Source organism: Gordonia asplenii, from assembly GCF_012933505.1.
GTDB lineage: Bacteria > Actinomycetota > Actinomycetes > Mycobacteriales > Mycobacteriaceae > Gordonia > Gordonia asplenii.
On record NZ_JABBNB010000014.1, the window covers coordinates 63845 to 77256 of the forward strand.

Genomic DNA, 13412 nt, shown 5'->3' on the forward strand with positions numbered 1-13412 from the left:
TAGTGAATGCGCAGGTAGTGATCACCGCAACAACGCCGCCAGGGGTCGGAATGGGGCCAACCACGCGCCGTCGTCGGGCAGTGAATCGAGTCCGATTCGGGGTAGCGGTTCGCGGAAGACGGCCGGAATGTCCTCCAGGTCAACGAATTCGATTCCCTCACAGGCCAGCGCCCAACTGGCGTGTTCGTGGAATCCGATGACGGTGACCGCGACGCCGTCGGCCGCGATGGACAGCAGCGGCTCCCGGAAGGCCTGCCCGTCGGCCGATGCGACGATCAGCCCGGCCAGCCCGACGGACTGGCGGCGCAACTCGATGTGTTCGAGCATGTCGTCGTCGACGTCGGTGTCGTCGGCGAGTTTCGGCTTCGCGAAGACCGCGTACCCGACGTTGCGCAGGGCGTCGACCCACGGCCGCACCACCTCGGCGCTACCGGGCACGATGTTGGTGAAGACGGTGGCCTCGGGTTCGACGGGATCGTCGGACCCGCCCGACAATTGCGCCGTCCGGTCGAGCAACCAGCGTCCCAGCGCGTCGAACCGGGGCCGGTGGGCGGCGGTCGGGCGGCCGCCGAGGATGGCGCCCAGCCCCATGTCCATGTTGGGGGCGTCCCACACGAGCAGGACCCGGCGAGCCCTGCTGTGGCCCGAGATGATTTCTCCGACGGTCATGATTCAGCTCCGTTCGCAGCCGCGGATGTCGCTTCTGCCCTGGTGAAGACGTATTCGGTGACGTCGCGGCCCTCACGCTGTGCGCGTCCCTCGAACTTGGTCGTCGGACGTTCGAGAGAAATCGGTGCACGTGATACGTCCCCGAGTGCAACCACATGCGTCTTCGTCGTGTCTTGATTGTCGAGGACTTCGGTGATCCATTCGGCGTAATCGGCGTGATCGGTGGCGATATGCAACACACCCCCCGGCTTGAGACGATCGGCCATCAACTCGATGGTGCCCTGCTGCAGCAGGCGGCGCTTGTGATGGCGGGCTTTGGGCCAGGGATCCGGGAAGAACACCCGGATACCGGTCAGGCTCGACGGCTCGATCAATTCGTTGAGCACGACCATGGCGTCGCCGCGGATCAGCCGGACATTGGTCAGCCCCCCGCGGTCGACGAGTCCGAGCAACTGGGCCAGACCCGGCTGGTAGACCTCGACGGCCACGACGTCGAGTTCGGGTTCGTCGGCGGCCATCGCCGCGGTCGAGATGCCGGTGCCGCTGCCGATCTCCAGGATCGTCGGGGCCTGCCTGCCGAACCAGGTCGCGGCGTCGAGCGGCGGTTCGCTCTGCCCGTCGACGCGCAGGTCACGGCCCATCGTCGGCCACAGGTTGGCCCAATTGCGCTGCTGACCGGCGGTCAGGGCACCGCGCCGGAAACGAAAACTGGTCACCCGCGGGTAGCGGCGGGCGTTGTCCACCGGATCGGCGTCGGACGGCGAAGATTCGGGGTTACTCACCAGGACATGATCGCATTCGGCCGGGTGAACATCGTGTAAGCGGCGGCCCGGAGCCGGGGCGTCGCAAGAAAGTTCCGGCCGATTCGGCGCCGAGTGGAACCAGACTCGCCCGCGCTGCGTCTTGATTGACGAACACTTCGGCAATCTCTCGCAGACAGGCGGCGACATGCGAAACACCGATGACCCCGACGCGGTCGATGCCCGCGGCGACGAAGCCTTCGACCCGACGTCGGTCGAGGACCTCGCCCGACGCTGGCCCGCGGTGGCCCCGATCCACCGCCGACTCGTCCGCCCGCTCGACGTCGCCGTCCGCGGCGCCGCGGGGTCGGGACGCCGGACCTTGGTGACGGCCATCCAATCCGCGACGTCGGCGTCGGCGGTGATCGACGAGCCCCACTGCACCGTCCCCGACGTCGACGTGGTGCTGTATCTGCTGGTCGACCGGGTGCGTGCGGGTGATCGGGAGTCCATCGCGCGGCTCCCCGCCGACCGTCGGATCGTGTTGTTGAACAAGGCCGACTGTTGCGGACCGTCGCGGTCCGCTGACGTTGCGCGGCGGTGCGCCGACGACCTCGGGGTGCGGGTGACCCCGACGTCGGGCCTGTGGGCCACCACCACCGTCACCTCCGACGACGCCGCGCTCCTGCGTGAGTTGGCCTGGTACGACGACCCCCTGCCCGCGCTCACCGCCCAGTTCGCGGCGGCCGACCCGGCCCGAGCCGGACTGCTGCGCCGGGTCGGGCGGCAGGGGATCGTCGAGTGCCTCGACGCCGTACGCGCCGGCCGCGTCGCGGGCAACCCCGCCGACTTCACCACTCTGCTGCGCCGCCGCTGCGGATTGCGGGATCTGGCCGCGCAGCTGCGGTCGGCGGGCCCGGCGGTTCGCGACTTTCGGCGCGAGCGTGCTCGCGGCGAACTGAACGCACTCGCAGCGGCCGCCCCCGGTCAACTCCGCGACGCCGCCGAGCAGACGTTGATGGGAGCGGCGCATGCCTGAACTCGATGCCGGCGAGGCGCTGCTGACCCGGGCCGCCGAGGTACTGGGCAGACCGGTGGGGCGAGTCCGCGCGACCGGGCGAATCGTCGTCGACGACGGCGCGGACGGCACGCTCGCCGCGCAGCTGATCAGCGCCTGCCGCAGCGGTGACGCCGCACTGGACATGGTCGCGGGTGGGCCGGTGACGGATGCGTCGATCGTCGTGATCGTCGTCGACGCCGGATGTGCCAACGGAGCCGGGATTCGGCCCATGGTCGAGCGGTATCTCCGCGTGGTCGGGCGAGTTGCCTTGGTATGCACCAAGATCGATGTCTTCTGGGAGTGGCCGGCGACATTGGCGGCAGACCGGGCGGTGGCTGACCCGTTGCGCCTGTGTCCGCTGTTCGCCGTCGCGACCGACGTCCCCGACGACCCGCACTCGGGAGTCGACGCGCTCGTCGAATGGTTGCGGGCCGAGTCGTCGGGCGGTGGCAGTGCGGCGGTACGTGCACAGTTGGCGATGACGGCGGCCGCGCTCGCCGACGACGCGGCAGCGCCCGAACAGGCTATGGAACTGCGCCGACGCCGTGCGGCGTTGGTGGCCGAACGGGACCGCGGGCGCGCGGACCGCCTCGCCGGAGTACGCGCCGGACTGAGCGGATGCCGCGCCGCCGGCGCGACCCGGCTCGCCGCGCGGCTACGGGAGGCCTCGGCCCGTGCGTCGGCCGGCATCGACGCCGTCGCGACGCACTCCGACGCCCAGCGAGTCTCGACCTGGTTGCACGGGGCGCTGCGGGAATGCGCACAGTCGGAGTCGGCGGAACTGCACGCACGACTCGCGCGAATCCGGGCGGTGGCGCTACTGGGCATCGAGGCGCCGGGAGTCGGGCCGCTTGCACTGCCACCGATACAGCTGCCCATCCGGTCGCTGCCGAAACCGAACCGGGGCGCCGACGACGCCCTGGTCATGGTGTTGGGGGCCTCCAGTGGACTCGGCGTGGGCCGGCTCGTCGCGTTGCCGCTGGCCGACGCCGGGTTCGCCGGCTGGGGGAGTACCGCGGCGACGGTGATCGTCGGATTGGCGATGGCCTTGTGGGTGGTCCGGACCCGACGCCGCGCGGCGACGCGCACAACCGTGCGGGCCTGGGTCACCGAGGCGACCGCGCAGGCCCGCGCCCGCATCGAACAGAGCATGGCGATCACCGTGACCGACGTCGAGGCGCAGATCGCGGTCACCGTCGCGCGGCACTACGAACGGTCGGATCGGCGTATCGTGCGGGCCGTCGCCGACGTCGACGCGCAGTTGCGCCTGCTCAGCCGGCGCGAACGCGACGCCGGGCGCGCCGACGCCGTGTGCGCGGACATCGCGCGATACCTGGCCGAGCATTGACGCGGACGGTCGGGAAAGAAATATCGGCGGCGATGGAACCGAACGGCTCGCGGCTGCGTCCAAGTAACTGTGATGAGTGATGGTTGATTTCGCGAGCATGGATCTGGGCGCCGGGCCCGTCGAACCGGAGACCGCGGATCCGCCCGACGCGCTGGGGCAGCACTTGCTGCTCCACGACGCGGGACGGGTCTGGGACCTCGGGCCGGCGCTGGTCGACACCGACGCCGACGGCGTTCCGGACACGTTGACCCGGGTCGGGGTGTCCGGGTTGGTGATCTTCACCGATAGCGACCACGACGGCGAGGTGGACAAGGTCACCTCGCTGGCCGCCGACGGCACCTACGAGTCGGCGTCGCGCGAGGGTGCCGGGCAACCGTGGCGCCCCACCGACAGCGGTCGGTTGGGGTAGGGCGCGCGCCCGGTCGTACCGCTTGCCGGATCCTCCGGTCACCGGTGCGCACCGGTGTGGGCCTTATCACCCTTTGCACCCGACTACCTAACGTGCGCTCGGTCCACGTATCCTTGCACTACCAGCGGCCGACGTGAGCACCGGCAGAGAACCCCTTCGAGGAGATATCACATGACCTCAGCGACCATTCCCGGTCTCGATCCGAGTAATGCGCCGACGTCCCACCCAGGATTGTTGGCCTGGGTCGCGGAGGTCGCCGAACTGACACAACCCGACCGCGTGGTCTGGTCCGACGGCAGCGACGCCGAGTGGGATCGGCTCACCTCCCAGCTGGTCGAGGCGGGCACGATCGTCAAGCTCAACAACGACAAGAAGCCGAACTCGTTCCTGGCGACGTCCGATCCGGCGGATGTCGCGCGCGTCGAATCGCGCACCTACATCTGCTCGAAGACCGAAGAGGCCGCCGGTCCGACCAACAACTGGGTCGACCCGGAGGAGATGAAGGCGACGCTCACCCCGCTGTTCGCCGGCAGCATGCGTGGTCGCACGATGTTCGTGATCCCGTTCTGCATGGGTCCGCTCGGCAGCGACGACCCCAAACTCGGCGTCGAGATCACCGATTCGGAGTACGTCGTGCTCTCGATGCGCATCATGACCCGCGTGGGACCGGCCGTCCTAGAGGCGCTCGGCAACGACGGCTTCTTCGTCAAGGCGCTGCATTCGGTGGGTGCGCCGCTGGAGCCCGGCCAGCAGGACGTGCCGTGGCCCTGCAACGAAGACAAGTACATCACCCACTTCCCGGAGGATCGCGAGATCTGGTCCTACGGTTCGGGTTACGGCGGCAACGCGCTGCTCGGTAAGAAGTGCTATTCGCTGCGTATCGCATCGGCCATGGCCCACGACGAGGGCTGGCTGGCCGAGCACATGCTGATCCTCAAGCTGATCAGCCCGGAAGACAAGGCCTACTACGTCGCGGCGGCTTTCCCGAGCGCCTGCGGCAAGACCAACCTCGCGATGATTCAACCGACCGTCCCGGGCTGGCGTGCCGAGACCATCGGCGACGACATCGCCTGGATGCGCTTCGGCAAAGACGGCCGGCTCTACGCCGTCAACCCGGAGTTCGGGTTCTTCGGTGTCGCACCGGGTACCAACCACAGCTCCAACCCCAACGCGATGAAGACCATCGAGGCCGGCAACACCATCTACACCAACGTGGCGCTGACCGACGACGGCGACGTCTGGTGGGAAGGCCTGGAGGGCGAGCCCGATCACCTGATCGACTGGAAGGGTAACGACTGGTTCCTTCGGGAGACCGAAACCCTTGCCGCACACCCGAATTCGCGCTACTGCACCCCGCTGTCGCAGTGCCCGTCGGTGGCCCCGGAATGGGACGACCCGGCCGGTGTGCCGATCTCGGCGATCCTGTTCGGCGGTCGCCGCAAGACCACCGTGCCGCTGGTCACCGAGGCCCGCGACTGGCAGCACGGAGTGTTCATGGGCGCCACCGTCGGCTCCGAGCAGACCGCGGCAGCCGAAGGCAAGGTCGGCACCGTGCGCCGCGACCCGATGGCGATGCTGCCGTTCCTCGGCTACCACGTCGGCGACTACTTCGAGCACTGGATCAACCTGGGCAAGAACGCCGACTCGTCGAAGCTGCCGAAGGTCTTCTACGTCAACTGGTTCCGCCGCGGCGCCGACAAGCGCTTCCTGTGGCCCGGATTCGGTGAGAACAGCCGGGTCCTGAAGTGGATCATCGAGCGGATCGAGGGAACCGCCGACGGCGTCGACACCGCGATCGGCATCGTGCCCACGCCGGAGTCCCTGGATCTGGGCGGCTTGGACACCTCGGTCGACGACGTCGCCGAAGCTCTCGCGGTCGATCACGACGAATGGCGCGCGGAACTGCCGTCGATCGAGGAGTGGTTCTCCTTCGTCGGCGACAAGCTGCCGTCGAGCCTGCGCGACGAACTCGACGGACTGACGCAGCGCCTGGGCTGAGTCCGATCGACTCGAAGGTCCCCCGGATCGTCGGAACCCCTAGTGCTACAAGGGGTTTCGAGTTCCGGGGGATCTTTCGTCGTCTGGGAATGTGATTTGGGGGTGTTACCCGATGGCAATTCGGCCAGTCTTTTGGTTTTCTGGACACCATGACCCCACGACACTCTGCGAGTGCCCAGACAGTTGCCGCTTCTGCCGACGATCTACGAAAGGTTTACGGCTCCGGTGACACCACCGTCGCCGCGCTCGCCGGAGTCAGCGTGGAGTTCGCGGCCGGGGAATTCACCGCCATCATGGGACCGTCGGGATCGGGTAAGTCGACGCTGATGCACTGCCTCGCCGGCCTCGACGTCGCGACATCGGGTCGAGTGCGCATCGGCGACGTCGAACTGGTGGGACTGTCGGACAAGGACATGACCAAACTGCGTCGCGACCGCATCGGCTTCGTGTTTCAGGCGTTCAACCTCGTGCCGACGCTCACCGCCGCCGAGAACATCACCCTTCCCCTCGACATCGCCGGACGCGACGTCGACAAGCAGTGGTTCGACACCGTGATCGGCCGGCTCGGGCTGACCGATCGCCTCACCCACCTCCCCAGCGAGCTGTCCGGCGGTCAGCAGCAGCGTGTCGCGTGTGCGCGCGCCCTCGTCGGCAGGCCCGACATCATCTTCGGCGACGAGCCCACCGGCAACCTCGATTCCCGTTCGTCCGGTGAAGTCCTGTCGATTCTGCGTGCGGCGACCGACGAGTTCAAACAGACCGTGGTGATCGTGACCCACGACCCGCGCGCGGCGTCGTATGCCGACCGGGTGATCTTCCTCGCCGACGGCGCGATCGTGCGTGAGCTGTTCAAGCCGACGGCCGACGACGTCTTCGAAGTCATGCGCCACCTCGACGACCCGCAACCGCAACCGGTGGCCGTCGCGCCGACGATGCCGCCGGTCGGGCCCAACATCGTGCCGAGCATGTCGAAAGAGATCCGCTGACATGTCGAAATCGGTGATGCGCCGGGTTTCCATGCGGAACTTGGGCGCGCATAAGGTGCGGCTGTTTCTCACCGTGTTCTCGGTGGTACTCGGTACGTCGTTCGTGGCCGGGTCGATCGTGTTCACCTCGACGATCAGCCATGCGTTCAGCGGGATATTCGATCGGGTGGCGCTCGGCGTCGCCGTGCAGGTCTCGGCCAAGGACGCGCAGTCGTCCGGGGTGCCCAACGCCATCGTCGACGACTTGACCAAGCGCAAGCAGCAACTCGGGATCGACCGACTGGTCACCGAGTACAGCGGATTGGTCACTCTGGCCGATTCGTCGGGCAACGCCATCCAGACCGGCGGAGCGCCGAGCATGGGATCGGCCTACATCCCGCCCGATCAGGCCCTCAACCCCGCCGACAGTCAGTTGCTCCCGGGCGGGCAGGCGCCGCAGAGCGCCGATCAGATCGTCCTGAACAAGTCGGCCGCCGACAATGCGGGGCTGCACGTCGGGTCGAAGACGCGCGTCGTCGCCAACTCCAGTGACCTCAAGCCGTGGGACGTCACCGTCGTCGGCATCCTCAAGCCGACGTCTGACGCCGAGAGTGGCTTCGTCACAGTGCAATTCGACGCCGAGACCGCCAGCGGACTGTTCTCCGACGGAGATCACGTCGGCGCGATCGACATGTCGGCCGTCCAGGGGGTCACGCCGACCGAGCTGCAGCAACGCGTGCGCGCCGCGGTCGATCAGAACCAGCTCAAGGTGCAGACCGGCGACGAGGTGCGGCAGTCCCAAAAGGATCAGGTCAACAAGTTCCTGAACATCTTCAACTACATCCTGCTGGCCTTCGCCGGGATCGGACTGATCGTCGGCACCTTCATCATCTACAACACGTTCTCGATGATCGTCGCGCAACGAAATCGGGAGTTGGCGTTGCTGCGCGCGGTCGGCGCGAGTCGTAGGCAGGTGTCGCGTTCGGTCCTGTTCGAGGCGCTCATCGTGGGCCTGATCGGCGGTGCGGTGGGCCTCGCGGGTGGTATCGCCATCGCCGCGCTCCTGGTGGCCATCGCCGGCGCGACGTCGGGACTGCCGAGCGGGTCACTGCAGGTGACCGTCTGGGCGGTACTGGCGGCAGTGTTCGTCGGCGTGATCGTGACGCTGGTGAGCGCGTGGGTGCCCGCGGTGCGTGCCGCCCGCGTGCCGCCGGTCGAGGCCATGCGTGCGACGCAGGCCGAGGGATCGGCACCGCTGCGGAACCGGACGATCGCCGGAGCCCTATTGGCGGTGATCGGCATCGCGGCGATCGCGGGCGGCGCCGTCGGGCAGGGCGTTGGTCCGGTCATACTGGTCGGTGCGGGCACCGCGGTCCTCATCGCGGCGGTGGTGCTCGGGGCACCCGCGTTGTCACAGCCCGTCGTCGGCGGGATGGGGCGAGTGCTCGCCGCGCCGTTCGGCAAGGTCGGGCAGCTGGCGCGGACCAATGCGGTGCGCAATCCGAGGCGTACCGCCGCAACAGCTTTCGCGTTGACGCTGGGACTGCTGCTGGTCGCGATCATCGGAACTCTGGGATCGACGTTCAAGGGCACCGTCGACACCAACGTCGACTCGTCGATCACCGCCGACTACATCCTCAACGGCGTCAGCGGTTCGACGCTGTCGCCGACGGTGCTGTCGGAGGTGAAGGACGTCGACGGGGTAGGCAAGGCCACGGCCCTCAGCTTCGTCGCCGCGAAGGTCGGCGACAAGGCGGTCAACGGGCGGGCACAGCGCGGGGATCAACTCGCCGACGTCATGAACATCTCGATGCTCGGCGGAGCGTCGAAGACCATTCCCGACGGGCAGATGTTGGTCAGCGAGACCACCAGCAACACCGAGGGATGGAAGCCCGGCAGCACCGTCACGTTCACCACCTACGACGGGCAGACGGTTCCGGTGAAGGTCGCCGGTGTCTACCGCGACGACACGCAGGCCCTCGGACCGTGGGTGCTGAGCGAGAAGGCCTACCAGCGGGTGATGCCGTCGGTCGCGCAGGTCGACTACGCGGTGTTCGTGAAAGCGTCGCAGGGCGCGAATCTGAGCCAGCTGCGCGATGCGCTCACCGCGGTCGTCAAGCCCTACCTCGTCGTGCAGGTTCAGGACCGCGAACAGTACAAGAGCACGGTGTCGTCGCAGATCGATCAGATGCTCGGCGTGCTCTACGCCATGCTCGGCCTCGCGCTGGTGATCGCCGTGCTGGGCATCATCAACACGCTGGCGTTGTCGGTGGTCGAACGAAAGCGTGAGATCGGGATGCTGCGCGCGATCGGTATGCTCCGCGCCCAGGTGCGCCGCACGATCTACCTGGAGTCGGTCCTGATCGCGATTTTCGGTGCGATCCTCGGCGTGCTCATGGGGTGCGGAATCGGTTGGGCGCTGGCGCGGACGCTGCGCGAATGGGGCGCGGGCGACCCCGTCCTGCCCTGGAGCCTGATCGTCATCACACTCATCGGAGCCGCCGTCGTCGGCGTGATCGCGGCGCTGTGGCCCGCGGTACGCGCTGCCCGCACCAAACCACTGGAGGCGATCGCGGACGTGTAGGCGCGACCCTCGTTCGCTGGTTAGCCAGGCTCGCGTCGAAACCGCGGCACCACCCCCGCCGGTTGAGCCGGGCTCGACGAGCGTAGCGAGCCGCGCCCGTGTCGAAACCACGGTGAGACGAGTTGCCAACTGTCGCTATGAGTTTGGTGCGTTGGCATCGTCGGGTTGCGTGGTTTCGACACGGGCCTTCGCTAGCGCTTCGGCCCGGCTCAACCGGCGGAGCGGCCCGGCTCAACCGGCAGAGCGGCCCGGCTCAACCGGCGGAGTGGACGGCCTTCGCTAGGCTTCGGCCCGGCTCAACCAGCGGATTGAGGCTAGAACGCACGGTGCGACTGCAGCGAGATGAAGAATCCGTGGCCGGTCCGATTGCTGCGGCAGGTGACGCCGGTCGTGCGCATGGTGCAGGTGACATACCCGGCGGTCAGCGACTGTCCGTAGGGCAGAACGGGTTTGACGACCCGCCCGGTTCCGGAGCCGTTGGCCGTGGAGCCGCCGACGAAGACACCTTGGTTCTGACATTGGAATCGGCCCCACGCGGCGTGCGCGCCGTCGCGTTCGAGAACCATCGCCATGCCGTCCGGGCCCCATTTGCGCAAGCACTCGTTCTCGGTCGCGGTGACGACGTTCGTCCGGCCCTGGCAGCCGGCCTGATAGTTGCGCAGCCAGGTGTTGCCCTCGGGCAGGATCGCACACGAGTAGCGACCCGACGGCGAGTGGAAGAACACCGGACTCGGCGCGGCGGCCTGCGCGGGAGCGGTGACGACAGCGCAGAGGATCAGTGTGGTCAGCACCGTGAGTATGACCGCAATCACATTTCTCATCATGTTGGTTGAGTCGTGACGCCGCCGACATCAGTTACTTACTCAGGCTAAAGTACTGCATTTGAACGACGTCCGCCCGAGTGACGAACGATGCAGGCCCTGCGCCGTGATCGCCCTCTCAACTCGCCTCGATCACATCGTTCTCTAAGTCCCAGATGAGAGAATATCGGAATGACTCAACCGCCTGAGGGGTTTGACCAGCACGAACCGACTCGTCGACTCGATCCGCTCGACGACCAGCAGACGCAGGCATACTCCGATCCGGCCCAGCAGTACGAGCCGCCGGCAGCGACCCAATATCAGCAGCCGCCCACTCAATCGCACTACTACGACGAGCCTTATTCGCAGGGCCAGCCGGTGCAGGGCCACCCGGACCACGGGCAGCCGCCCGCCGATCCGCCGAAGAGCAACACCGGCCGCACCGTCGCGCTCTCCTTGGCGATCGTCCTCGCGTTGATCGTCATCGGATTCGTCGGCTACCGGATCATCGACGGCAACGGCGGCTCGTCGAGCACCACCGCCGCGACGTCGTCGGAGACGACCGAATCGACCACCGAACCGACCGAGTCGACAACCGAATCGACGGAATCGACCACGGAATCGACCTCGACGACGCCCACCTCCAGTGACGCCGTGCCGGTCGGCCAGGTGACCTATCAGATCACCGGCGACGGCGACGTCGTCGGACTGCGCTACCGCACCATCGGCGGCAGCCAGTTCCTGGCGGCGGTCGGCTCGCCGTGGCAGCAGACGACCAAGGTCTCGCAGGGGCGTGCGGACATGAGCGCCATCGTCATCCGCGGCAAGCTCACCTGCACCATTTCCCGCGGCGATCACATTCTGTCGTCGTCGACGAGCGCCGGCGGGACCCTGCAATGCTCGGCCACCCTGCCGTCGTCGTAGACGTCACCTCTTACGCAGGACCACAACGAGATTGGTGCCGAGAACCTCCCGCAGAATCGGCACTCTCATCACCCACCACAGCCATCCCGGCAGGTAGCGGGGAAAGGCCGCGAGCAGTTCCGCGTCGGGTTGACCGCGCGCCCAACCCAGCCCCGACGTCGCGGTGACGGCGAAAAGTGATGTGCCGTAAAGGTTTTTCGGTGGATGTCCGTGGCGGCGCGTGTACCAGCGCGCCGCACGGGCACCGCCGAAGTAGTGGGTCAGCCCCATTTCGTGTCCGCCGAACGGGCCCCACCACAGTGTGTAGCTCACGATCACAACGCCGCCGGGCCGGGTCACCCGCACCATCTCGTCGGCCATCTGCCACGGATATCGGGTGTGCTCAACGACATTCGACGAAATACACACATCCATCGAATCGGTGGCGAACGGCAGCTGCTGCCCGGACCCCCGTACGCTCGCGCCGTGGCTGATCCCCGCGGCATGCATCTCCGACGCGTCTGGTTCCAGCGAGATGTACTGTGCGCCAACGGCTGCGAACGCGTCGGCGAAGTACCCCGGGCCGCCCCCGACGTCGAGCAGCAGCGCGCCGTCGAGCGGCGTCGCGGTCACTCCGGCGACCAGTTGCGCGGTGTCCCGTGCGAGCGCACCGTAGAACCGATCCGGATCGGTTTGCTCGAAGCGGAAGTCGTTGAGCAGCCGGGCCGATCGCCGCATTGTCGCATATCGCCGAAACCCCTTGGCGTGCTTCACGCGTCGACCGGAATCCGATAGACGACGACCGGGAACTTATCGGTGGGGTACGAGTCGACGACGACGCCGCCCAAGCTCTCCGCGATCCGACGGCTCGCGGTGTTCTGCTCGGCCACCGGATATCGGAACCCCTCGACGCCGGGCAGGTGTTCGGTCGCCCAATCGCGAGCCGCGGCGACGGCTTTGGCGCCGAATCCGCGACCGTGCCGGTCTTCGCGAATCCAGATTCCCAACTCGGAAATGGGCTCGTGGGCATGATGGACACCGACCTGCCCCAAGAAGTCGCCGGTACCTGCGTCGACGACGGCGAACACGAAATCCGTTCCCGCGCTGCGGCCCTGCATCCAGCCACGCCAAATAGGTTCGAATTCCGCCGCCGACGCCGTGCGTTCCCACGCCATGAACCGCGTCAACGTCGACGTCGTGTGCGCGTACGACTCCGCGGCGAACTCCGGGGAGAACGGATGTAGCGCGATCCCGTCGTAGGTGACGCCCAGACCATCGGTGACCTCGGCCGCCGACAGCACCCGAACACCGATCAACGCGAGGTCGGCGAGCCGGTCCTCAGTGGTCTGGGACAGCGCATCGGCGACCGCCACCGCGCGCAGATCGCGTTCGGTGGCGTCGAAAAGCGTTGCGCGCGGACAGTTCGGCAGGTTGCACCCCGCCACGACGACTGTGTCGCAACCATTTTCACGCAGCCACTCGTCGAGTTCGGTGCGGTAGAACGCACTCCACCGCGGTTTGTACAGCACGATCTCGCCGGGACCGACCTGCTGCGCCGCCCCGCGCAGGAGCACAGCGGTGTCGAGGCGCACCTCGGCGCCGAGGACGTCGGAGGGAATCTGCGCGCCCGCGGTGTCCGGCGCCGCGATCTGAGCACCGCCCTCGACGGCGGCGCGACGTACCGGGTCGACGTCGGATCCGCCCGGCTCGTAGAACCGCACGAGATGGGCGATGGGGCGACCCGCGCTGCGGAACGAGTCCACCAGCCGTGCGAGGGTGCCGACGATCGCGGCGGTTCCGGGCACCGCCGTCGGACTGGCACCGGAAGCGTCCGCTACGGAGTAACCCGACATGTCGCCGATGAAGTCGCGTTGCATGTCGATGACGAGCAGTGCGGCGCGATGCCAGTGCGGTGCGGTGTAGTCGGCCATAGTCC

12 protein-coding genes and 1 pseudogene are annotated in these 13412 nt (G+C 67.6%); 7 read left to right on the forward strand and 6 right to left on the reverse strand.

Features of this window, described 5'->3' with window-relative positions:
- Positions 1-21: 21 nt before the first annotated feature.
- Together HH308_RS14685 and trmB are read right to left on the reverse strand one after the other, a co-directional pair.
- Entirely contained in the window at positions 22-669 is a 648-nt protein-coding gene (locus tag HH308_RS14685) for an NYN domain-containing protein (protein WP_170194971.1), read from the reverse strand.
- Positions 666-1454, reverse strand: coding sequence for a tRNA (guanosine(46)-N7)-methyltransferase TrmB (trmB, locus tag HH308_RS14690; RefSeq protein WP_170195054.1), 789 nt, complete (start codon positions 1452-1454; stop codon positions 666-668). Before trmB ends, HH308_RS14685 begins: the two co-directional genes overlap by 4 nt.
- Before the next feature lie 163 nt (positions 1455-1617).
- Here trmB and HH308_RS14695 point away from each other — a divergent pair, with 163 nt between their 5' ends.
- The 6 genes from HH308_RS14695 (at position 1618) to HH308_RS14720 (ending at position 9773) form a co-directional block, all read left to right on the forward strand.
- Positions 1618-2448 carry a hypothetical protein gene (locus tag HH308_RS14695; RefSeq protein WP_170194972.1) on the forward strand — a complete coding sequence of 277 codons (831 nt, stop codon included), beginning with the start codon at positions 1618-1620 and terminating at the stop codon, positions 2446-2448.
- On the forward strand, positions 2441-3817 hold the full coding sequence (locus HH308_RS14700; RefSeq protein ID WP_170194973.1) for a hypothetical protein: 1377 nt from the start codon (positions 2441-2443) through the stop codon (positions 3815-3817). Before HH308_RS14695 ends, HH308_RS14700 begins: the two co-directional genes overlap by 8 nt.
- 79 nt (positions 3818-3896) lie before the next feature.
- Positions 3897-4226 carry a DUF6802 family protein gene (locus HH308_RS14705; protein WP_170194974.1) on the forward strand — a complete coding sequence of 110 codons (330 nt, stop codon included), beginning with the start codon at positions 3897-3899 and terminating at the stop codon, positions 4224-4226.
- 171 nt (positions 4227-4397) lie between these two features.
- Positions 4398-6224, forward strand: coding sequence for a phosphoenolpyruvate carboxykinase (GTP) (locus HH308_RS14710; protein WP_170194975.1), 1827 nt, complete (start codon positions 4398-4400; stop codon positions 6222-6224).
- Between the two features lie 149 nt (positions 6225-6373).
- Complete coding sequence (locus HH308_RS14715) at positions 6374-7210, forward strand: ABC transporter ATP-binding protein (protein ID WP_246284615.1); 837 nt, start codon at positions 6374-6376, stop codon at positions 7208-7210.
- Between the two features lie 16 nt (positions 7211-7226).
- A complete protein-coding gene (locus tag HH308_RS14720; RefSeq protein WP_170195055.1) occupies positions 7227-9773 on the forward strand; it encodes an ABC transporter permease in 2547 nt (848 codons plus the stop codon).
- Between the two features lie 314 nt (positions 9774-10087).
- Here HH308_RS14720 and HH308_RS14725 read toward each other — a convergent pair whose 3' ends face one another.
- Complete coding sequence (locus HH308_RS14725) at positions 10088-10585, reverse strand: DUF6636 domain-containing protein (protein ID WP_170194976.1); 498 nt, start codon at positions 10583-10585, stop codon at positions 10088-10090.
- 180 nt (positions 10586-10765) lie between these two features.
- On the opposite strand from HH308_RS14725, the gene HH308_RS14730 reads away from it, so the two are divergent.
- Positions 10766-11497 (forward strand): hypothetical protein, encoded by a 732-nt coding sequence (locus tag HH308_RS14730; protein WP_170194977.1) that lies wholly within the window; start codon positions 10766-10768, stop codon positions 11495-11497.
- Between the two features lie 3 nt (positions 11498-11500).
- Here HH308_RS14730 and HH308_RS14735 read toward each other — a convergent pair whose 3' ends face one another.
- The 3 genes and pseudogenes from HH308_RS14735 to HH308_RS29815 all read right to left on the reverse strand — a co-directional run.
- Entirely contained in the window at positions 11501-12214 is a 714-nt protein-coding gene (locus tag HH308_RS14735; RefSeq protein ID WP_170195056.1) for a class I SAM-dependent methyltransferase, read from the reverse strand.
- A 32-nt stretch (positions 12215-12246) separates the two neighbouring features.
- On the reverse strand, positions 12247-12777 hold the full coding sequence (locus HH308_RS29810) for a GNAT family N-acetyltransferase (RefSeq protein ID WP_312870608.1): 531 nt from the start codon (positions 12775-12777) through the stop codon (positions 12247-12249).
- Positions 12757-13407, reverse strand: a pseudogene (locus HH308_RS29815) (cysteine hydrolase family protein); the annotation flags it as partial. The gene HH308_RS29810 and the pseudogene HH308_RS29815, both read right to left, overlap by 21 nt.
- Positions 13408-13412: the final 5 nt, after the last annotated feature.